Genomic DNA, 21,028 nt, shown 5'->3' on the forward strand with positions numbered 1-21,028 from the left:
TGCAAGCGCGGCTGGCTCATACTATCCCAGCTTGGCCGGAATGGGTCCGGCTTTCCCCGGAATGACATGAACCAGATCCTGCAAAAGAAGACCCCGCTGCTTGGTGCGGCATTCATGGTGGCGTCCGGTCTGTGTTTTGCCATCGGCAATGGCTTGACCTCGACCATCGTCTACGGGCTGGGCTTCAAGCCGCAATCCGACGCGTTTTACCAATATGCCATTGCGCTGATCATCGGCCTGCCGATCTTGTTCCGCTATGGCCGCAATGCGTTGAAGACCAAACATATCGGCATCAATGTCGTACGCGCCGTGCTTTCGGCGCTGGGCGTGCAGGCCTTTGTGATGTGCTTCGCCTACGGCCTTCCGCTGTGGAAGATCGTGGTGCTGGTGATGACATCGCCGTTCTTCATCTTGCTCGGTGCCGGGCTTATCCTGCGCGAAAAGGTCGGGCCGGAACGCTGGGTGGCTGCGGCCGTGGGCTTCCTCGGTGGGCTCGTTGTAGTGCAGCCCTGGGCGCAAAGCTTCTCCTGGGCTGATCTGTTGCCGGTGGTTGCCGCTATTCTGTGGGGCATCGTCTCGCTGATGACCAAGAAGCTGACGGCAGAAGAGCCATCGGAAAATATTACCGTGTGGCTGCTGCTGTTGCTGACGCCGATCAATCTGGCGCTTTCAGTGAAGGCCGGGTTTGAAGTGCCGGGTGGGCAGATTCTGATTTACCTGCTGATCGGCGGGCTGGTCACTTACCTGGCCAATTTCCTGCTCACCAAATCCTATGCGGTGGCGGATGCGGCTTTCGTGCAGCCGTTTGATGATCTCAAGCTGCTGTCCAACCTGGCGGTCAGTTGGTTCCTCGGCGTGCAATTGCCGGAAGGCAATCTCTGGCTCGGCATTGCGCTGATCGCTGGCGCTTCGGCCTATCTGGTCTGGCGTGAACGCAACAAGGACAAGTTCGCGCCTCAACCGGCGTGAGCTACTTGTCTTCATCCTGGGCGAGTTCGCCGATGATGTTTTCGAAATCCTTGGCTTCGCGGAAATTGCGGTAGACTGAGGCGAAGCGCACATAGGCCACGTCATCAAGGCTTTTGAGGCCTTCCATCACAAGCTCGCCGATCTGCTCCGATTTGATTTCGCTTTCGCCCAGGCTTTCGAGCTGACGCACGATGCCTGACACCATGCGCTCTATGCGCTCGGCCTCGACCGGGCGCTTGCGCAAGGCCACTTGCACAGAGCGGGCCAGCTTGTCGCGGTCAAATGGCGTGCGGCGGCCTGAACGTTTCATCACCGAAAGCTCACGCAGCTGCACCCGCTCAAAGGTGGTGAAGCGCCCGCCGCAATCCGGGCAGGCACGGCGGCGCCGGATCGCCGCACCATCTTCCGAGGTGCGGCTGTCTTTTACTTGCGTATCCGCGTTGCCGCAGAAGGGGCATTTCATCGGGTGGTATTATCCGTAGATCGGGAATTTCTTGGTCAAAGCCAGAACGCGCTTTTTCACGCCGGCTTCCACCTTGGCATTGCCGTCTTCGCCATTCTTGGAAAGTCCATCGAGCACTTCGATCGCGAGATTTCCCACTTCGCGGAACTCCGTTTCGCCGAAGCCGCGCGTGGTGCCGGCGGGTGAACCCAGACGGATGCCCGAAGTGATCATCGGCTTTTCAGTGTCGAAGGGAATACCGTTCTTGTTGCAGGTGATGTATGCGCGGCCGAGGGCGGCTTCGGCTGCCTTGCCGGTCAGACCCTTCTTGCGCAGGTCGACCAGCATCAGATGCGTATCGGTACCGCCGGTTGTGATGTCACAGCCGCCATCGATCATGGTCTGCGCCAGAATTTGGGCGTTCTTTACAACGTTGGCTGCGTATTTCTTGAAGGCGGGCTTCAAGGCTTCACCGAAGGCCACGGCCTTGGCCGCGATCACATGTTCCAGCGGGCCACCGATAATGCCGGGGAAAATCGCTGAGTTGATCTTCTTGCCCAGGTCTTCATCGCGCGTCAGGATCATGCCGCCGCGCGGTCCACGCAGCGTCTTGTGTGTGGTGGTGGTGGCGACATGGGCATAGTCGAGCGGGTTGGCGTGCTGGCCACCGGCGACGAGGCCGGCGAAGTGGGCCATATCCACCATCAGGTAAGCGCCCACCGAGTCGGCGATCTCGCGGAACTTCTTGAAGTTGATGGCGCGCGGATAGGCCGAGCCGCCGGCGATGATTACCTTCGGCTTGGTTTCCAGCGCGCGCTGGGCCACGCTGTCATAGTCAATCTGCAACGTGTCCTGGCGCACGAGATAGGACGCGACCTTGAACCACTTGCCGGACTGGTTGACGGGCGAGCCATGGGTGAGATGGCCACCGCAAGCGAGGTCGAGACCCATAAACGTGTCGCCCGGTTGCAGGAGTGCGAAGAACACGCCCTGGTTTGCCGTGGCGCCGGAATGCGGCTGCACGTTTGCGTAAGTGGCGCCGAACAATTCCTTGGCGCGGTCAATCGCCAATTGTTCGGATTGGTCTACATATTGGCAGCCGCCATAATAGCGGCGGCCCGGATAACCTTCGGCATATTTGTTGGTCATCACCGAGCCTTGTGCTTCGAGCACGGCCTTGGAGACGATGTTTTCAGACGCGATCAGTTCGATCTCGTTCTGCTGGCGGGCGAGTTCCGAGGCGATGGCCTTGGCGATCTTCGGATCGCTGCTCTTCAGGGTATCCTTGAAGAAGCCGGGGAACAGCGGCTTCGCTACTTTCGCGCCCTTTGCCTTTGCTTTCGTGGCTGGCTTCCTTGCCTTTGCCTTGTATGCCTTCTTTGCCGACTTCGCCATGTTTGCCCTCAAAACAATTGAAGCCTGTCTATACAGGCTTCAACGCAGGCGCAAAACTGATTTGGCGACCGTCCGTAGACGATCCGCGCATGGCTCAGGGAGTCTTTACGTTGTCATTCGCCGGAGCATCGGCGGGCACAACGGCCTTGGCAGTGATAACAGCGGCCTTGCAGGCTGCCGTCGTCACACCTGCAGCGCAGGCGGGCTTCTTGGTCACGGGCTTCACGGCAGGCTTAGCAGCAGACGCCACCGCCTTGGGATCAACCGGCTTCACAACTTTGGCCTTGGCACCTGCTACAGTGGCGTCCACGGGCTTGGTTTTATCTGCGCTGGCCGTCTTGCTGTCAGCGGGTTTGACGTCCTTCTTGGCGATGGCAGTCTTGGTTGCATCCTTAGCAGGGTCGGTCTTGGCGGCATCCTTTACAGCAGGATCACCCGCCTTGGGTTTTTTCACCAGCTTCTTCGTCTGGCCTGCGGCGGCTGCAGCCTGCTGTTTGCGATAGGCGGTCCAATCGAACAAGCCCTTGTTGGCCTTGCCGCTATTCACGGCGGGACCAGTGGCCCTTTCAGCTGAAATATTGACTACGCCCGGCTTGGCAATGGTGGTGGCTTTGGGTGCCTTGCTACCCGAACCGAAGAAGCCTTTGCCATCGGCTTCCGACGCGTCGATCGGAGGTGTGTTGGGCAGTGGCTTCAGCACAAAGCGCTGGCCATCCGGGCTCATCTGGCCAACCGGCATGGGCTGTCCCAGAATGAAGCCCGAACCATCCATCTGATAGATGTCATTGCGGAACGCCACGGTGCCACCCGCTGCCGGCCAAGCCGTGAGATAGGCCACGCGCAGTTGCGGCGCGCCCTGCACGGGCACGTCAAGACGTTCAAGCGTCTTGGCCATGTTGGCGATGCTGTCGGGATTATAACCATCCTGTCCGTTCAACACCCAATTCACCAGCTGCGGCATGTTCTGGATGCGGATGCAGCCGGAGGAGAAAAAGCGGTTGTTGTAGTTGAACAGCGGCTTTTCCGGCGTGTCGTGGAGATAAATGCCGAAGGGGCTATGGAATTCGATCTTGGCAGTGGCCATGGCGTTTTCAGGACCGGGCTCCTGACGGAACAAATAATTCTGCGCCACGATGGTGTTGAAGTTCAGCGTGGCCGGATCAATCACCGGGCCATTGGGGCCGCCCTCGAGGATCTTCATGTCGATCTTCTCGAGATAGTCATTGCCGTTCTTGAGCTTCGGCAGGATGTCCTTGCGCACGATCGACAGCGGGGCATTCCAGTAAGGATTGAACTTCACCGTATCAATCGGCGTCATCACAACCGGGGTCGGGCGCGCGGGGCGGCCAACGATGACGTTGTGGCGCTCATAGACGCGTCCACCGGACACGGTTTCAAGCTGCTGCGCAGGAATGTTGACGACGATGTAGCGTTCGCCCAGGCCTTCGCCGTAGGTGGCCAAGCGCGCGATATTGGCCTGGATGGTGGCGATGCGCTTTTCAATCGGCACATTCAATTCTGCCAGCGTAGGTTCATCCACACGGCCATTCACGGCGAGGCCGTGGTTGCGCTGGAAGCGGGCAAGGCCATCCTGCGTGGCGGTGGTGAAGATGGTGGCGAACTGGCCCTGCGTGCCTTCAACGCGCAGATAGCCCTCAAGATAGAGACGGGTATTCAACGCGGCAACGCCGCCACCCTTGTCACCCTTTTTGAAATAGCTGGCCGGAACCTTGGGGAAGCCGCCTTGCGAGGCCAGGTTCTGATACTTGGCCAGCGAGTTCTGCAGCAATTGGGCGCTATTGGATTGCAGCATCGGGCTCTGTTGCAAACCATCGACGATTTCAGTTGCGGTGGTAGGCTTGCCTTGTGGATTGATCGGCTGTTCGTGATCGTTGATCGAGCCGACGCCGGTATCATCATCCATGTTGCCCATCAGGCCCTGGGCAAAGGCCGGGGTCGTGGCCAGAATCGAAAGGCCTAGCGCACAGGAAGCCAAGGCCATACCTGCGCGGCGCAGCTTGTTCAAAAAATTCGAATCCGATTGCATCAAACGCTTCAAAACCCAATACTCCACCTTCAGTGCCAAGCGTCGACTTCATGTCAAAAGCTTGGAGTCTTCATGCCTGCATTATGCTGGTACCAGTGCTGCCCGCACTGAATCGCCTTTCTGCCAGATAAAGCGCCGAATTTCGACAAAATTGTGCGCAAGGCGCATTTGCGTCCTGATCAAAGCTCAAAAGCGGCATCTAAGTGCTTCATCAACCGGAAACGCTGATGAGTTTCAACGCGCTATTTTTCGGCTTGTAATTGTGCCTTGTTGTAGCGCCAAAAGCCGAGGCCGACGGCGATAGTCATGATGCCAGCAATCATCACGGTCAAAGGATCAGCGCCAAGCCATTCGAACCATTGGGTATAGAGGTGAATGGCACCGAAGGTGGCCACGGTGTTGACGAGGAAGCGCCGCCCATTGCGTGCGCCCCAAAAACCTGCGCCCAACAGAGCCAGCGCCCATAAAATGACAAAAACTTTGGGCGAGATTTGTTGCTGGCTGATGGTCCACCAGCTGCCTTCGACCGCGCGCCACGTGCGGCCCGGGGTGTCACCCCAAAGCGAGCCGATCCAGAATCCCATATTCACGAGGATGATACTGATGCGCGTGAAACTGAGCGCCAGTGCCTGATAGACGCCTTTGAGCCGCTGCGTGAGCAGCCAGCCGCCCAAGGCCAGCACCGCGAACAGGACAATTGTGATAGTCGGTTCTGAGACGACGATTTCGTAGCAGGCCGACCAGTAACCGGTGCTGCCGCCAAGGGCTGATTCCAGCGCCAAGGGAACGAAGGCAGCCAGCAATTTGCTGCCTGCCAGAAACGCAGTGCCGCCCAGGAGGATGGCGCCCATGATTCCGGCTTCAAATGGCTTGTTAATCAGGATGCCGATTGCGCCCACCAAGGTGAGTGCGCCCACGATCATCCAGATGCTGCCCAACTTGCCCCAGCTCAATTCGTAGTTTTTCGAAATCCACCAGCCGAGCCCGATAAAGATCACACCGAAAACGGCTGAGAGGCTGGCTGATGCTGTGAGCGCCAGAAGGCCTGCCGCCGCAGCGATGGCACCAAAGGCCAGCAGCATATTGATGGCTGTTGTGCCGGTGTCGCGCTGCGCGTGATCTTTGAGCATTGCAGCCGTATCCGCCGCGATCAGCCCCTGCTCCTGCAGTTCATCCACATCGATCAAAAATTTCATGATTGCCCTGCTCCCATTGCCGACCCCAAGCTATTGCTTTTTCGTAATCTTGAAGCCTGGGGGCAATTCTGGCAAGCGCTGAAATCAGCTCAGCCGGGATGCCTTGAAACTGTCCGCGACATAATCGATGAAAGCGCGAACACGATTGGGGACGTGGCCGCCGCCCACATATACGGCATGCATCAACTCGGAATCGCCGGGATTGAATTTCTCCAATAGGGCAACAAGCTTTCCGGTTCGGATTTCATCAGCCACGTGCCAGAGGCCCACGCGGCCGATGCCGGCCCCTGCCAGGATCATCTGCTTCAGGGTCTCGCCATTGTTGACTTGCAGGTTGCCGGAGATGGGTTGATCGATCCGGGTGCCCTTCTCACGGAACGGCCACGCTGCGTTGGCGCGGCGAAAGTTGAAGGTGAGGCAATCATGCTCCCGCAAATCCTTTGGCTGCATGGGCGTGCCCTTGCGTTTGAGATAAGCAGGTGACGCGCAGATCACCCGGCGGCTTTGGCCTAGGCGTTTGGCCAGCAAGGTGCTGTCCGGCAAGTTTCCCATGCGGATGGCCACATCCATGCGCTGCGCCAAGAGATCCACCACGTCGTCGCTGAGACTGAGATCAACCAGCACTTCTGGATATTTGGCAATAAATCCGGGGATGATTTTACCCGCAAACATTGTGCCGAAAGGGATGGACGCGCTGATGCGCAGGCGGCCACGAATGGAGCCCGCCGAAGCCGATTGCTCCGCCTCATTCAGCTCGCGAATGATCTGCTGGCCGGATCGCCAGTAGGCCTCGCCCTCCTCCGTCAAGGTCAATGCACGCGTCGTGCGCATGAACAGCCGCGCCCCAAAGCGGGTTTCGAGACGACTGATCAGTTTGCTCACTGCGGAAGGTGTGAGACCCAGGCTGCGTGCGGCAGCGGAAAATCCACGATCCGCCACGACCTGGATGAAGACTTCCAACTCGCCGGACCGCTCCATCAAAATACGTTTCATTGATGAACCCCATTCACAGATATTGGTCAAGTTATGGGAATAGTTTGAAATGATTGCAACCGCTAGGTTTCAGTGAAGCAATTACAGGAGCTCACCATGGATTTGAAACTGAACGGCAAAACCGCATTGGTCACCGGATCAACAGCAGGCATCGGCCTTGAAATCGCACGAAGCCTTGCGGTTGAAGGCGCGCAGGTGGTCATCACCGGCCGTGACCAGGCGAAGCTCGATGAGGCTATAGCTTCAATCAAAGCGTCAGGAGGCGCTGGCGTGCGCGGCATTGTGGGCGATAGTGTTTCGGGTGCTGGCGTGAATGCACTTATGGCAGAGCTTCCGCAAGTGGATATACTCATCAACAATCTGGGCATCTACGAAAGCAAAGCCTTTGCCGACCTCACCGACAAGGATTGGCTCTCCTATTTCGATATCAATGTGATGAGCGGCGTGCGCCTTTCGCGGGCGTATTTCCCTCGCATGCTGGCACGCAATTGGGGGCGGGTGATTTTCATCTCCAGTGAATCGGCGATCACCATCCCTTCCGACATGATTCACTATGCTACCACCAAGACCGCGCAGCTTTCAGTGGCGCGCGGATTGGCCAATCTGACCAAGGGCACGGGCGTCACAGTCAATGCCGTGATGCCGGGACCGACGCGGTCGGAGGGCATTGTTGGTTTCCTGGCCAGCGTGGCCAGTGAGCCCAAGGCCCCGGCGGCAAAAATCGAAGCCGAATTCTTCGAAAAATACCGCGCACCGTCATTGCTGCAGCGCCTGATCGAACCACAGGAAATCGCAACAACCGTGGCCTATCTGGCCAGCCCGCTGTCTGCCGCCACCAATGGATCAAGCATCCATGTGGAAGGCGGGCTGATCACTACTATCAGTTAAGTTTGCTGGCGAAATGGCGGAGAGGGAGTCCGCCTAACTGGTAACCGAGCAAATCCTATCCAAGCCGATTTGTGCCGTGAATTGGTCCCCGCGCTGCATTTTTGTGTTCTTCTAGGTTCTACACAGTCCCATTACATCCCACAGAAAATGTGGTACAAAATGTGGTATGCGCGAAGTTCGGACAAAAGGAAAACATCCGTCGAAGGCCCTGACACCACCTAAGATAAGGGCATTGGATGTGCCAGGGCGCATGCCGACGGAAACGGGCTCTACCTCATTGTCGATGATCGAGGCTCAAAGCGCTGGGTCCTTAGAACAGTCATCCAAGGCCGGCGGGCAGATATTGGCCTCGGAGGGCTGACAACCGTGTCGTTGGCGGATGCCCGCATGCAGGCCCAGCGAATGAGGCAGGTGGCGCGCGCCGGTGAAGATCCCCTAGCACAGAGAAAAGCCCTGAGAATTCAAATTCCAACCTTCCGTGAAGCTTCCGAGACCGTGCATCAGGTGCGTCTGGCGTCTTGGAAGAACGAAAAGCATGGAAGCCAGTGGCTCAATACTTTGGTTTCGCACATTTTCCCAAAATTGGGCGCTAGGCGTATCGACCAAATTCAGTCTCATGATGTGTTAGCCGCCATGTCGGACCTATGGCAAAGTAAGCCCGAAACCGCGCGAAGGGTATTGCAGCGCATCCGTGTAGTCTTTGATTGGGCAAAAGCATCGGGATTCAGGTCAACAGACAACCCCGTAGAAGGCCTCGTCGAAGTCCTTCCCCGACACACTGGCGGCAAACTTCACATGGCCGCGATGCCCTATATGGACGTGCCCGCGTTTGTTGATACAGCCATGCGCCATGATGCAGCTCCAACGGCCCCTGATTTGGCCCTGGAGTTTTTGATCTTAACCGCATGCCGAACCAACGAAGTTTTGGGGGCGCGTTGGACCGAAATTAACGCCGAGGCGGCGACTTGGACAATCCCGGCCGCTCGAATGAAAGCTTCAAAGGAGCATCGCGTTCCACTCTCCAATCGAGCTCTTGAAATTCTCGGTGTAGCGAGGAAGTTAAATAGCACGTCGGAATTTGTCTTTCCGGGGTTCCGCAAAGGCAAGCCGCTGTCAAACATGGCCATGTTGATGAAGATGCGTCGGATGCAGCAGCCATATACCGTTCACGGTTTTAGGTCTGCTTTTCGTGATTGGGCCTCTGAACGCACCCATTTTACGCGGGAGGTGTGCGAAATGTCGCTCGCGCATACGATCAAGAGTAAGGCAGAGGCCGCGTATCGAAGAGGAGATCTACTGGAGAAAAGACGCGACCTTATGGAAAAATGGTCACGCTTCGTCATCGGCCAAATCGGAGATGTGGTCCAGCTTCGCTCCGGTCAAAAATAGGGGCGTTCAGATTGGCGAAACTTCCTGGCAGTGTCGAAATTCGGGCCCTACAGATCGAATATCTGCAAAATCGCAAGTTTGGGAAAACGGTTCCGTAACGCCCGAGAAGGCGAAGGAACTTAAGGAAAGGTCTAAGTCAGGCATAATTTCATTGGCCGAATCCTTCGACATTCCTGTGAATTATGCCCGGATGTTAGCCAATCTTGATGATGACCAGCTTCAAGCGGAATACGAGAAAGAGCGGACTATTGAGAAGGCAAAAATTGAAGCTCAACGCGCCCAGAGACGCGATCATCTCGCGGAGGACCCGACATACAGTGCAAACCTGGTTCATTGGTGTAGACAAGACTATTGGAACTACGACGAGGCTGCGGCACTATCTTTGGGCAAAGACCCTGAGAAACTGATTTTTGATAAGGCTGTCTACCAACAGCAGGCGTCTGCTCTTGCAAAGGAATTTGTTGCGAGAAGGGAAACAGCTTTTCGGGCGGTCCAAGCTGGAGGAATCGGGCGGACCTCAAGCCCGCAAAATTGGCTGAAATGGCCAGATTCCAAAGAGTTTGTCGTGCCAGACAAGCTTCGTGAGCTGGTAGCGAAACAGGGCATGTTATCTAAGCATGTCTCGCAATCACCACCTTCGCAGCCCTCCCCCACCATTGCGGAAGTCGCTCAGTTAAGGGCGCAAAATGAGGACTTAACACAAAAGCTGGCAGAGGCTTTGAAACAGCTAGAGCAAGCCAAAAAGGATATGCCCGTAAAGGCCAGAGTGAGCCTTTTGAAGATTGTATTGGGACTGGCAATCTCAGAATTAGGATACGATCCGAAGGCAGCCAAATCGCCCACCGCGCAGGAAATCGTCAATCTGTTGAATAGGGCGGGTATCGAAATTGAAGCCGATACTGTCAGGAAATATCTGACGGAAGCGGCCGATACGGTGCCACATATCAGGCCACAAGATAGCTAACCGAAATTGCTGACCGAAAACCGATTTCGGTTTTTCCAAAACCGATTTCGGCCTGAAGGGCAATCCAACGAGTTAGGACTTCATCACCTCAACCAGATGGAGTCGCACCGTGCCGAACACACCCGAGTTTCCCCGCAGTGGCCATGTCCGGCTGTACGCAATCCTTGCACCACAAGGGCCAATCCCCGTTTCCAAAAGCACCTGGTGGCTGGGTGTGAAGCAAGGTCGCTATCCCAAGCCGCTCAAGCTGGGTCCGCGCATCACTGTGTGGCGCGCTGAAGAAATTTGGGCGTTGATCGAAACTGGCGTTCAGAGCACTCCGTAAATGACCCGCCGTTATCCAAATCCAGGTCTGGTCAAGATCAATCGGTCTTACGAAGTGCACGAGCTCGCACTCCTGTTTGGAACACATCGCAACACAATTCGTGGATGGATAACAAAAGGCCTGAAGACTACCGACGGTTCGCGCCCGTATCTGTTGCACGGCACCGACGTGCGGGAGTTTTTGCAAGCCCAGCGTAAGTCAGCTTATTCCAAGTGCCAGCCGCATGAACTGTTCTGTTTGAAGTGCAAAGCACCCAAGGAACCACTCGACAAACGTGTTGCATATATGCCTTTCACGGAGTCTTCAGGCAACTTCCAAGGTATCTGCCCTGATTGCGGCAAACGCATTTTCAGGCGGGTTAGTTTCGCTCGTTTGGGCACTTTTTCCGGGAAATTGGTGATCCAGCTGCCGCAAGCAACTTTGGACATAGGCGATATCCCCAAGCCTTGTGTGAACTGTGACTTGGGAGACCCTGGAGACACCCATGATAAAGTACAACCCTGACAACGAACGCCTAAAGCATCGCTACTATGCCTTTCTCAAGCAGGCAAAGGGCCGCGATGATGCAACCATTGATGGCGTTTCAATGGCCCTGCGACGGTTTGAAGAACACACAAAGTTTAAGGATTTTCGTACCTTTAGGCCAGAACAGGCGGTGAGTTTCAAAGCCCATCTTGCCAAGCGGGCAAATGCAACAACGGGCAAGCCACTCAGCAAGGCCACGCAGCATCAAACTTCCAATGCCCTCAAAACCTTTTTCCAATGGCTCTCGGCGGAACCTGGCTATCGGTCCCGTATTACCTACAGCCATGCCGACTATTTCAACCTCTCGGAAAAAGACGTGCGTGTAGCCACTGCCAAGCGCAATCGCCCGGTCCCCAGCCTTGAACAGATTCACCACGTACTAAGGCTGATGCCTTACGGGACTGAGACCGAAAAGCGAGACCGTGCACTGGTCGCTTTCCTGCTGCTGACGGGCATGCGCGACGGTGCAGTTGCAAGCATGAGGATTGGGCTCGTCAACCTCGACGACGCTTGTGTCTTCCAAGATGCCAGACTGGTCAAAACCAAATTTGCCAAGACCTTTAGATCTTGGTTCTTTCCGGTCGGCGGCAACGCGTTGGACGTTGTGACCGGTTGGATTGGCTATTTGGCAAATGATAAACTCTACGGTCCCGATGATCCCCTCTTCCCAATCAGCAAGGTGATAAATGGTCCAAACCTGCACTTCATTGGCGCGGGTCTTGAGCGTCGGAGCTGGACCAATGCCGGCCCGATCCGCAAGATCGTCAAAGAGGCCTTTCTTAAAGCTGGTTTTGCCCCCTTCAACCCCCACAGTTTCCGCAAGACCCTGGTTCGCCTGGGCCAGCAACTTTGCAAAACTCCAGAAGAGTTCAAGGCTTGGTCACAGAATCTCGGCCACGAGGACGTGATGACTACATTTTCGAGCTATGGTGATCTTGATGACCACCGTAGAAGGCAAGTCCTTACAGATATCATGATTGAGCCGTCCAAAAACGAAACGCAAGCTGACGAGCGTAAAAGGCTGATCAAGAGGCTTGGGGAATTGGGATGAGAATCTAGGAATAGGGTTATGCGCCCTGTGCCACTCCGCATCGTCGATCATCTGCCTGGAATTTTGGAAATTCAAATTTGACCTGAAGACCCTAACTAGGCAGTCAACCTGCTAAACTGGTCAGCTAGCCTGTCAGCAATTAGTGATATGACAACAGTCTTGACGGCACTCGAGTAAACTTGGCAGGGGAAAACCAGGCTAAGGCACTTACAGTCAATCTAAGGTGCATCGGAAGGGCAGCAAACGCTTGTAGCATGAGTCAGGTGTTCGCCCGATAGCGGACTAGGTGTTTTCGTCAAAACAAGTCCGCCTTTGACCCAGACCGCACATCAGCCTTTTTTTAACAAAGCATCGGCGCACGAGATGGTATCCACCGCAGCGGGCATCGTAGAAAATCCAGGGAAAATGTAGGACAGAGGGGGCGCGACTATTTGTGCAGGGAGTTGGATTATTATCGAGCCAGGACTTATAGTTTAATTCCTCGTTAGTGGCGAGAGGAAAGATGATTGCTAAATCGGGGGTGTGGTTTTTAATGACTAAGCCGTGAGGAGATTGCGGGTACAATTCTGCCTCGGCAAAATGTTTGAAAATGCGCGATCAGCCGATAACACTGACTTTGTAGGTTGCAGGGTTTAAGTTTGAAGTGAATCAGAAGTGGAAATTGACACCCAAGGTGGCCATCAGCCCACCGAGACCAACGCTCTCGCCATTGTTGCCGTATGACTTGTTGCCCAGTCCCAGATACGAGGCTTCAGCCTTGATCGATACCGCTGGGGTAAATTTATGCTCGACGCCCGCGCTGACCACAAAGCCCAGATGGGTATTGGACCCATTATAATCTCCACCGCGCTCAAGATTCGCTACGGCGAGACCGCCACCCAGATAAATCAGCGTATTGTTCGATTCACCCACCGCCATCCCAGCGCGGAGCTGCGCGCGGCCCAGGTTGCGCAGCGTCAGCGCAAAATTGTCACCGTGCCTTACGCCGTTCCCAGTCGCATTTACAAATGACCAATCGCCGACTGCGCCCAACACGAAGTTATTGGAGAACTGGTGATCAAAGCCGACATCAATGCCCAGCAGGCCGCCGCTTAAAATTGCATCAGAGCTGGCAGAGCTCGTGGTCGAGGGCAAATTAAGATATCCACCTTGGGCACCAAGGTAGAAGCCGCTCCAATCATCTGCCATGGCCACGCCACTGATCGCGGTGCTGCCGAGCAACAAGCCAAGCATATATTTCTTTTTCATAGCCCAACCCTTTGGATCATGGCATTTTGGCGGCAGCGCTGGGCGGGGTCAATCATTTAATTCTTTTGAGATACCTGCTCCGTTGGTTCTGGCCTCAATACTGCGATAATTCTCTTTTTTTCCGGAAGCTTGCCGTCGCCCTCAGAAATTTGAGCAAAACTGCAATTTTGTACGATCAGCCCCGCATTGCCGGCGAGATTTATAAGATCAGATAGTGTGAGGAAAATCCGGTCGCGTTGCATCGAAACTTTGACCGAGTGTCTCATCTCCGCGGCAAAGCCTTCCATGGCAGACGGGCTTTTCAAAAGGCCTTGCTCCACCGCGTCGGCAAGGCGCTGCTGCGTCAATTCTTTGTCACGTCTTTTTTGCGCGCTTTCCCTGTCGGACATCGCCTCGAACGAGTTCGAAATCATAATACGGCCCTGGGGCTTCAGCCAAGAGGTTGCGTTACGCACGACCATGGTCCGTTCATTGAGTTGAAAAAAGCGCAAGATGCCATGCATGACCACCAGATCAACCGGCTGCTCAATCGAAAGATTGAGAAGATTGCCCTGCCTGACGTCACAGACCAAGCCTTGTTGGGCGGCAAATTCCATGCACAGATGTAAAGGCGTGGCGCATAGATCCATGACTAAGAATGTGGTGCGCCGCACCGCATCCGCGGAAAGTGATGCAACCGCATGTGCCAATGTTGCTAACAGGCCGGTATCTGCCGAGCCAGCCAAAACAATCGAAATTTCGTCAGCCGTCAGATATCGAGGGCCGAGGATTTCTCGCACCTCACTGACCAGTTTATACCGGTCAACGCCCAAGCTTTCAATCACGCCCAGAGCACGCTGAGCGGGAATGCGCCAGTGATAGCTGGCACAACCCTGGCAATAGATAGGGGCCAATTCGGCAGCGCGGTTTGCAATAGCAAACAGGTCCTCGCCGAACGAGTCGGGATCGCGCAGGTCCTTGCCAATCACAGACATACGCGCTTGACTAACACGAAGCTGGGGGCCGGCAAAAGCACCGACTTAAAAGCGCAGACTGGGAGGTCGCATGCATTTGACACAGCTCAGGCGATGGCCCGCCACATTCGTTCTTCTTGGGGCCTTTGCCACCACGGCCTTTGGTACCGACTTTGCGGGCAAGACCATTACCTATGTGATCGCATCCAAGCCTGGCGGCGGCTATGATTCCTATGGGCGGCTGATTGCGAAATATATGGAAAAGCACCTGCCGGGTTCCACGATCGTGGTGAAGAATGTGCCGGGGGCCGGCCAGTTGGCGGGCGCGCAATATATATACGCCTCGCAACCGAATGGACTGACAATTGGCATTTTCAATACGAGCCTTATCTACGGTCAGATCGCCGGGCTTTATGGTGACAAGCTCGACTTTGGAAAACTGAGTTGGATAGGCAAGGTCGAGTCGGAATCGCGGGTGGTGATGGTGCGAAAAGACTCACCATTGAAAAGCATCGACGACTTGCATGGCACCGTTGAGCCTTTGAAGATTGCTGTTACCGGGAAAACCGGGGCAACCCATTTTGAATCGGCGCTTCTTGCGAAAATTCTCGGCTGGAACCTGAAACCCATCTTTGGGTTCCAAGGCACTGAAACCGATTTGGCAGTGTTGCGCGGTGACGTGGACTTTTTGGTGGAGTCGCGGAGTGCCGCCCAGCACTATGTGGTTGCGGGTGATGCACGCTTCCTGCTGGAATATGGCGGCGAGGCCAAAGGTGATGTTCCCACGCTTGACCGGAAGAAGCTTGCGCCTTCCGACCAGTCCGCCTTTGCTCTTGTTGATAACCAACTCCGCTACTCGCGCGCCACGGCGGGTCCGCCGGGCATGGACCCTGAAGTGCTCGCAACACTCCGTCAGGCATATGACGCTGCCCTTGCTGATCCCCAACTGCTTGCCGAAGCCATTCAGGCCAATCTGCCAATTGACCCAGCTGGCGGAGAAGAGGTGCAGAAAGGGATTTCTTCTGTGTTGGTTCAGGCTCCCGAACTGGTAGAGCTGGTCAAGACTATCCTCAAGCCGGAGTGATTTCGATTCTCCAACTCGCTACGCTTTTCGGACCGGTCGAAAGCCTCTTTACACTGAAGATGGCTTGGTTGCTGCTGCTGGGCACAGGGATAGGCCTGTTTTTCGGCGTGCTGCCAGGGCTGGGCGGCAAACTGGGGTTGGTGTTTCTCATCCCTTTCACTTTCGGCATGGAGCCGTTGCAAGGGGCGGTGTTCCTGCTGGCCATGCATGCGGTGGTGCATACATCGGGAGGCTTTCCAAGCATCCTCTTTGGAGTGCCCGGCACCGGGCCTGATGCGGCCACCATCGTCGATGGGTTCCCTTTAGCGATGAAAGGCGAGGCGGGTCGTGCGCTTGGCGCGACATTGATGGCCTCAGCCGTGGGTGGCGTGATTGGAGCCCTCTATCTCAGTACGCTCATTCCCTTTGGACGCCCGCTGATCTTGGCCTTCGGACCGGGCGAATTTTTCATGTTTTCGATTTTCGGCATCACCTTCATTGCCTCGCTCAGCGGTAGGAGTTTTGCAAAGGGTGCGGTGGTAGGCCTGTTTGGTCTGCTCCTCTCCACCGTGCGGCTGGACCCGCTGACAGCAGAAGAGCGTTTCACCTTCGGGCAGCTTTTTCTGTGGGACGGAATCGACTCGGTGACGGCGGTTATGGCCATTTTCGCAGTGCCTGAATTCCTGTTCTTCAGCCGGCGTGACGGTGACACAGAACGCAAAGGCATCGTGGCGCCTGACTTCGCAGGATTGCTGCAGGGCTGCAGAGACGTTTTCGTGCATTGGGGTCTGACCATCCGCACATCGATACTCGGTGCCTTCATCGGGACGATACCGGGCCTTGGCGGCGATGTGGCCACCTGGATTTGCTATGGCCATGCCGCTCATACTTCGAAGACACCGGAGCTTTTCGGCAAAGGCGCCATAGAGGGCGTGATTGCACCGGAGACCGCCAACAACTCGAAGGAGGGTGGCGCCTTGCTCCCCACCCTGTTGTTCGGTCTGCCCGGCAGCGCCAGCATGGCGATATTAAGCGGAGGCCTCGTCGCACTTGGCCTTACACCCGGACCTGCCATTCTGGCCGATGGCGGCAAGGTCATCTGGGTATTGGTTTGGACGCTGGCCCTTTCCAATATTCTGGCAGCCTTGGTGATGCTAGCGCTGGCGCCACTTTTCGGGCGGCTGGCGTCCTTGCGTTCCGAACTGCTGTTGCCCAGCATCGCCGTGCTGTCCATTGCGGGCAGCTACCTTGCGGGTGGGGCATGGCAGAACCTGATCCTCTTCATCGTTCTGGGCGGCGTAGGCGTGGTGCTCAAGCTGGCAGACTGGCCTCGCGCACCCTTCGCGGTGGGCATCGTGTTGGGGCCGATTGCAGAAACATCGCTGCATCAGGCGCTTTCGATTTGGGGTCCTAGCTTCCTGTTGCGGCCCTGGACCTTTATGCTTCTGGTTTTGACATGTGGTGCCGTGGCGTCATCCCTCTATCGCCGCCGTCGTGAGATGCGGGTGGACGCATGAGTAGCAAAGCACATATTGGCGCAAGTGCCACCATGGTCGCGATTTTTGCTGCCTTTGTGACCTATGCAGCAGCCAAGTTTGGTCCGGAGGCCAGGCTCATGCCGCTGTTGGTCGGCATTCCCGGCCTGGCGCTTTCGATTTTGCAGCTACGGTCAGATGTGAAGCAACGCGCAACCGGGACACAGGAAAAGCCGCTGCTGGACCCGATGCAGTGGCGCATCGCGATCTGGCTGGTGAGTTGTGTTGTGGCGATCATCCTGTTTGGATTTGATGTGGCGACTGTGCTGATGGTTGCAGTCTATCACCGCTTCGTTCAGCGGGAAAAATTGATCACCCTGCTGGTTTCAGCCGCTGCGGCGTATGTAACGGTCAGCATCATTCTGGACCGGCTGTTCGGTGCGCAGCTCTATGAGGGTATGCTCACGCCCGCTTTCATTGCCTGGATCCGGAGTTTCTGATGCAGGAAGAGTTGGACAAAATGCGCGAGCAAGCCAAGGCGTTGCATCAAGGTGGCGCCCTTGCTGAAGCGCAAGCGGCCTATCTGAAAATTCTTGAGGAATATGACGCGGATGCCGACACGCTGGGCCTTTACGCTTTATGTCTGTTCCAGATAGGCGACATCGCAGCGGCAGGTGCCGCCTGGCAAAGGGCGGCTGCACTTCCTGCCGCCAGCCGCATTGTTTGGCGCAATGCCAACAACCAGCTCAGTGCTGGAATGATCATTGAATGTGCGAACATCGTGCCGTGGGATTTTGACACTGTGCCCACACGTGCCGATATCTCGATGACCCACTCGTTGATGATCGCCTTGGAAAATTCAGGATGCCACCGGGATGTGGAACGGTTGCTGCCTGGTTTCCTGAGCCAGATTGATGTGAACGAGAACGAAGATATTGAACTCTCACTTATGCGCGGCGCTGGAGCTTATTTGAAAAGAGACGCGGAGGCTTCCGGACGCGTTGCCGAAAGGTTGGCATCACAGGCACCGGTTTATGTGACTGCGCGTGGTGATAGTCAGAGCTATGTCGTGGCGGTTCTCAATGCGCCACCTTCCACGGTGACCAAGGCGCAGTCGCTCGCTGAGTTTCATTTCCATGAGAACACCCCTGCCAGCCTGTTCAAGCAGATGTCCGGTGATCTGCGGCTCATCTCATATTTTCCGGCCGCTGCGGGCGGCGCGTCGTTCGTGCCCACGCCCGACATCGTTATCAACAATTGGGCCACGGCCGAAATTCTGGCTACGCCTGGCACGTTGGCTAAAGTACAGGCCGCGCTGGATTGGACGGGAGCTCCGGTACTGAATGCGCCATTCCAGGTCCTGCAGACCACGCGGCAACGCAATGCTGAGGTTTTGCAGGGAACCGATGGGGTTGTTGTACCGAAAATCCTGCGGTTTCAGAACCATCATGGCGAGAGAATCGCCGTTGCCTTGCTTTTGGAACGGGAAATCGGATTTCCCCTGATCATCCGGGATCCCTTTCAGCAAATGGGCCGCGGTGTTTTCAAGATCGACACGGTTGATGATTTGCTGGCGCTGCTACCTTCATTGGGCAACTCTGAATTTTACGCCATTGCCTTCATTGACAACCCACTGAAGCCGGGCCTGTACCGGAAATACAGGGCAGCGGTGATTGGTTCGCAGATTTTCATTTCCCATGTCCGTTTCAACAACAGCTGGAGCGTGCACCGTATCAGGGACGAGGCGCAGCAGGGCCAGATTGACACCGCGGTCAGCAACATGGCGCAGGCCGAAAGCCTCATGCATCACTTGGAAACGCCTGAAAACAAGCGTGTCTGGCAGCGGCTGCAAAACCTTTGCCGGAAAATTCCGCTGGATTTCTTCGGCGTCGATTTCGACGTTATGCCGGATGGCCGCCTGCTATTCTTCGAAGCCAATGCCGCGATGAATCTAAGTTTCAGTGTAAATGACAAGAGTAAGGCGGTAATGCGTGGCGGGATGCAGGCGGCGATGCTTGATCTCATCAAGCGCAAAATTGGAACCTAGTAGGCAAAAGGACCCACGCCGCCATTTCGTTTCGTACACACACGGGACTTATGCGACATTCACCAACCGCAAATTTGACCGCACACCATATGCCACCTGCGTCGCGAGTTGGCGCAGATCATTCTGCGACAAAGCAGGTGTTGGATTTGGCATTGCTGAGGGCTAATCCACTGCCATGAAGCAAGCACCCACAACGGCAGTTCTGTATAATGCCAGATGCCCAGTCTGCAATTTCGAGATTGGTCACTATGCGCAATATGCGGGTGATAACAGCCTGCCCATTCGGTTCGACGATCTAAATTCGGAGGCACTTGCCCAATGGGGACTTGATGCAGATACTGCCGCCAGGCGGCTTTATGTCCTGCATCAGGGTACGCTGACCTCAGGCATTCCGGCATTTCTAGTACTTTGGGCGCAAATGCCCAAATACAAGTGGCTGGTCCGGATTGTGGATGTGCCGGGCGTAAAACAGGTTGCTTCGGTGGTGTATGACTTTGTTTTGGCTCCTGTCATTTACCGCTGGCACTTGCGCCGCCTTCGTAAGAAGGCCATGGCCGCGCCGCCAGCGGCGCCTGGACAACCATAACTGGATAACTATTGCGACGTGACTTCGATCATGACCTCGTTGCGGCGAAAGAATGACAGCGTCCAAGGCGGATTGTAGAAGGCGTAACTGGGCGGCGACAGAACATTCAGTTTCTTGTTGGTGATGAATTTGTGTAATTCGTCGGTGTAAACCGTGAGACTCGCTTGGCTAGCCATCCCGGAGAAGCGGATCATCGCAACGCGCTCGCTTGCTCCCGATTCCCTTGCTGCGTGACGGGGGCGACCGAAGTCATTCGTCCATGGGAAAATTCAAAAAACCCCCGAGCACCAACTGCATGCACAGCCAGAACCTAACGCCACTTTTTATACCTTCATCAGGTGCTTCAGCCATTGGCTCAATTCGCTGTCGACGCCCAAGGCGTCGGTTTTGATGGAGGAATAGCGGCGGGCGGCGTCGCGCGCATCGGATGGCGAAATGCCGAATGTCTGTTTGAAAGTCCGGCTGAATGAGCCTTCATTGGCAAAACCCCATTTCTCCGCGATTTCGGAGACGCGCCTTGGCACGGCTTGGGGGGTTGAAAGTTCCTGGAAGCAACGCGCCAGGCGGCGCTGGCGGATATAGGTGTTGACACCGTCATGGGAGCTGAACAGGCGGTAAAGCGTAGCGCGCGAAACGCCGAACTTGCCGCACAGATAGTCAGCGCCCAGTTCAGGGTTTGCAAGTTCACTGTCGATCCCGGTTTTGATCCGGCTGAGCAAGGCGGCGCTCAGGCCATCACGCCCCAGTTCCGCGGCATCAATCGAAGGCCCGGCGCATCCGGCAATCAAATGAACTGTTGACTGAGCCACAGATGCAGCCTCGTCAGGCGTCATCATCTGGGCCTTCTTGGAAAGATCGGTGAGATAGCGGCTGAGCAAGCCGCCCGTCGGGCTGTCTTTCGAGAGTTTCAACCCATGCAGTGAATCGGGGTCCGTCAACAGGGGTGCGAGCACGCTGCGCGGAATGGCCAGGTTGGTGCTGCGAAAGGAGACCTGATCGTTTTTAACTGGGCGCGAGAGATCAACAATCCACACGTCACCTGTGTCCACCACCATGTCCTTGCCTTCAACGCTGCTGTGAAAGCTGCCTTCTTCATATACTTGCACCAGGTAATGATCGATGCCGCTGCGGGCAATGGTTTGCGGTGAACGCCAAAATTCGATATTGTCGGTTTCGCTGACGCCGAGAACCAGCGAGCCAAAATGCCAGGCGGAAAAGCCAAAGCGAAAGTCTGCAATCTCATCGCGCGCAACATCAAGGTCATAGACCGTGGCTACGGTTTCAGACCATTGCTGAAACGCCTCCTCGCCAGACGTTTGTCCGTATGGCAGAATCAGTCCGGGCAGTCCTGAATTTGCAGGCGGGTTATTCACGGCGCCACTTTCACGGATCGTACTTGTTTCACCAACGCTAACACCCGGTTTTCGGATTGGCTAGAGCCAGCGCCAAAGCGCGATATTGAGCCGGAAAAC

21 protein-coding genes are annotated in these 21,028 nt (G+C 55.9%); 12 read left to right on the forward strand and 9 right to left on the reverse strand.

Annotated elements, in window-relative coordinates:
• Window positions 1-66: 66 nt before the first annotated feature.
• The gene (locus F8B91_RS05630) at window positions 67-969 is read left to right on the forward strand and encodes a DMT family transporter (protein WP_196502706.1); all 903 of its coding nucleotides are present in this window, start codon (window positions 67-69) and stop codon (window positions 967-969) included.
• A 1-nt stretch (window position 970) separates the two neighbouring features.
• Here the strand turns inward: F8B91_RS05630 and nrdR are convergent, their stop codons facing one another.
• The 5 genes from nrdR to F8B91_RS05655 form a co-directional block, all read right to left on the reverse strand.
• On the reverse strand, window positions 971-1,432 hold the full coding sequence (nrdR, locus tag F8B91_RS05635; RefSeq protein WP_196502707.1) for a transcriptional regulator NrdR: 462 nt from the start codon (window positions 1,430-1,432) through the stop codon (window positions 971-973).
• A 9-nt stretch (window positions 1,433-1,441) separates the two neighbouring features.
• The gene (gene glyA, locus F8B91_RS05640) at window positions 1,442-2,806 is read right to left on the reverse strand and encodes a serine hydroxymethyltransferase (RefSeq protein WP_196502708.1); all 1,365 of its coding nucleotides are present in this window, start codon (window positions 2,804-2,806) and stop codon (window positions 1,442-1,444) included.
• A gap of 94 nt (window positions 2,807-2,900) precedes the next feature.
• Complete coding sequence (locus tag F8B91_RS05645; RefSeq protein WP_196502709.1) at window positions 2,901-4,853, reverse strand: L,D-transpeptidase family protein; 1,953 nt, start codon at window positions 4,851-4,853, stop codon at window positions 2,901-2,903.
• Window positions 4,854-5,095: 242 nt separating this feature from the next.
• The gene (locus tag F8B91_RS05650; RefSeq protein WP_196502710.1) at window positions 5,096-6,049 is read right to left on the reverse strand and encodes a hypothetical protein; all 954 of its coding nucleotides are present in this window, start codon (window positions 6,047-6,049) and stop codon (window positions 5,096-5,098) included.
• An 84-nt stretch (window positions 6,050-6,133) separates the two neighbouring features.
• Window positions 6,134-7,042, reverse strand: a complete 909-nt coding sequence (locus F8B91_RS05655) for a LysR family transcriptional regulator (RefSeq protein ID WP_196502711.1) — start codon at window positions 7,040-7,042, stop codon at window positions 6,134-6,136.
• 96 nt (window positions 7,043-7,138) lie between these two features.
• On the opposite strand from F8B91_RS05655, the gene F8B91_RS05660 reads away from it, so the two are divergent.
• From F8B91_RS05660 to F8B91_RS05685, 6 genes are all read left to right on the forward strand, one after another.
• Window positions 7,139-7,930 (forward strand): SDR family NAD(P)-dependent oxidoreductase, encoded by a 792-nt coding sequence (locus F8B91_RS05660; RefSeq protein ID WP_196502712.1) that lies wholly within the window; start codon window positions 7,139-7,141, stop codon window positions 7,928-7,930.
• Between the two features lie 276 nt (window positions 7,931-8,206).
• Entirely contained in the window at window positions 8,207-9,319 is a 1,113-nt protein-coding gene (locus F8B91_RS17065; RefSeq protein WP_348641785.1) for a tyrosine-type recombinase/integrase, read from the forward strand.
• 151 nt (window positions 9,320-9,470) lie between these two features.
• Window positions 9,471-10,283, forward strand: coding sequence for a hypothetical protein (locus F8B91_RS05670; RefSeq protein ID WP_196502713.1), 813 nt, complete (start codon window positions 9,471-9,473; stop codon window positions 10,281-10,283).
• A gap of 109 nt (window positions 10,284-10,392) precedes the next feature.
• On the forward strand, window positions 10,393-10,608 hold the full coding sequence (locus F8B91_RS05675; RefSeq protein ID WP_196502714.1) for an AlpA family phage regulatory protein: 216 nt from the start codon (window positions 10,393-10,395) through the stop codon (window positions 10,606-10,608).
• Window positions 10,609-11,112: a helix-turn-helix domain-containing protein gene (locus tag F8B91_RS05680; protein WP_196502715.1), complete on the forward strand. Its 504-nt coding sequence runs from the start codon at window positions 10,609-10,611 to the stop codon at window positions 11,110-11,112.
• Window positions 11,093-12,184 carry a tyrosine-type recombinase/integrase gene (locus tag F8B91_RS05685; RefSeq protein ID WP_196502716.1) on the forward strand — a complete coding sequence of 364 codons (1,092 nt, stop codon included), beginning with the start codon at window positions 11,093-11,095 and terminating at the stop codon, window positions 12,182-12,184. The genes F8B91_RS05680 and F8B91_RS05685 overlap by 20 nt, the downstream gene beginning before the upstream one ends.
• Before the next feature lie 648 nt (window positions 12,185-12,832).
• Here the strand turns inward: F8B91_RS05685 and F8B91_RS05690 are convergent.
• Entirely contained in the window at window positions 12,833-13,432 is a 600-nt protein-coding gene (locus F8B91_RS05690; RefSeq protein ID WP_196502717.1) for an outer membrane protein, read from the reverse strand.
• 56 nt (window positions 13,433-13,488) lie between these two features.
• The gene (locus F8B91_RS05695; protein WP_196502718.1) at window positions 13,489-14,406 is read right to left on the reverse strand and encodes a class I SAM-dependent methyltransferase; all 918 of its coding nucleotides are present in this window, start codon (window positions 14,404-14,406) and stop codon (window positions 13,489-13,491) included.
• 70 nt (window positions 14,407-14,476) lie between these two features.
• Here F8B91_RS05695 and F8B91_RS05700 point away from each other — a divergent pair, with 70 nt between their 5' ends.
• The 5 genes from F8B91_RS05700 to F8B91_RS05720 all read left to right on the forward strand — a co-directional run bounded on the left by F8B91_RS05700 (window position 14,477) and on the right by F8B91_RS05720 (window position 19,556).
• A complete protein-coding gene (locus tag F8B91_RS05700) occupies window positions 14,477-15,469 on the forward strand; it encodes a Bug family tripartite tricarboxylate transporter substrate binding protein (protein ID WP_196502719.1) in 993 nt (330 codons plus the stop codon).
• Complete coding sequence (locus F8B91_RS05705) at window positions 15,466-16,965, forward strand: tripartite tricarboxylate transporter permease (protein ID WP_196502720.1); 1,500 nt, start codon at window positions 15,466-15,468, stop codon at window positions 16,963-16,965. Before F8B91_RS05700 ends, F8B91_RS05705 begins: the two co-directional genes overlap by 4 nt.
• Window positions 16,962-17,423, forward strand: coding sequence for a tripartite tricarboxylate transporter TctB family protein (locus F8B91_RS05710; RefSeq protein WP_196502721.1), 462 nt, complete (start codon window positions 16,962-16,964; stop codon window positions 17,421-17,423). The genes F8B91_RS05705 and F8B91_RS05710 overlap by 4 nt, the downstream gene beginning before the upstream one ends.
• Window positions 17,424-17,680: 257 nt before the next feature.
• Window positions 17,681-18,970, forward strand: coding sequence for an ATP-grasp domain-containing protein (locus F8B91_RS05715; RefSeq protein ID WP_196502722.1), 1,290 nt, complete (start codon window positions 17,681-17,683; stop codon window positions 18,968-18,970).
• A gap of 175 nt (window positions 18,971-19,145) precedes the next feature.
• Entirely contained in the window at window positions 19,146-19,556 is a 411-nt protein-coding gene (locus F8B91_RS05720) for a thiol-disulfide oxidoreductase DCC family protein (protein WP_196502723.1), read from the forward strand.
• 8 nt (window positions 19,557-19,564) lie between these two features.
• On the opposite strand, the gene F8B91_RS05725 is transcribed toward F8B91_RS05720, so the two are convergent.
• Together F8B91_RS05725 and F8B91_RS05730 are read right to left on the reverse strand one after the other, a co-directional pair.
• Window positions 19,565-19,825 carry a heme-binding protein gene (locus tag F8B91_RS05725; RefSeq protein WP_348641786.1) on the reverse strand — a complete coding sequence of 87 codons (261 nt, stop codon included), beginning with the start codon at window positions 19,823-19,825 and terminating at the stop codon, window positions 19,565-19,567.
• Window positions 19,826-19,879: 54 nt separating this feature from the next.
• A complete protein-coding gene (locus F8B91_RS05730; RefSeq protein WP_196502725.1) occupies window positions 19,880-20,929 on the reverse strand; it encodes a helix-turn-helix domain-containing protein in 1,050 nt (349 codons plus the stop codon).
• Window positions 20,930-21,028 lie beyond the last annotated feature (99 nt).

It is taken from the genome of Aestuariivirga litoralis, assembly GCF_015714715.1.
GTDB classification, from domain to species: Bacteria; Pseudomonadota; Alphaproteobacteria; order Rhizobiales; family Aestuariivirgaceae; genus Aestuariivirga; species Aestuariivirga litoralis_A.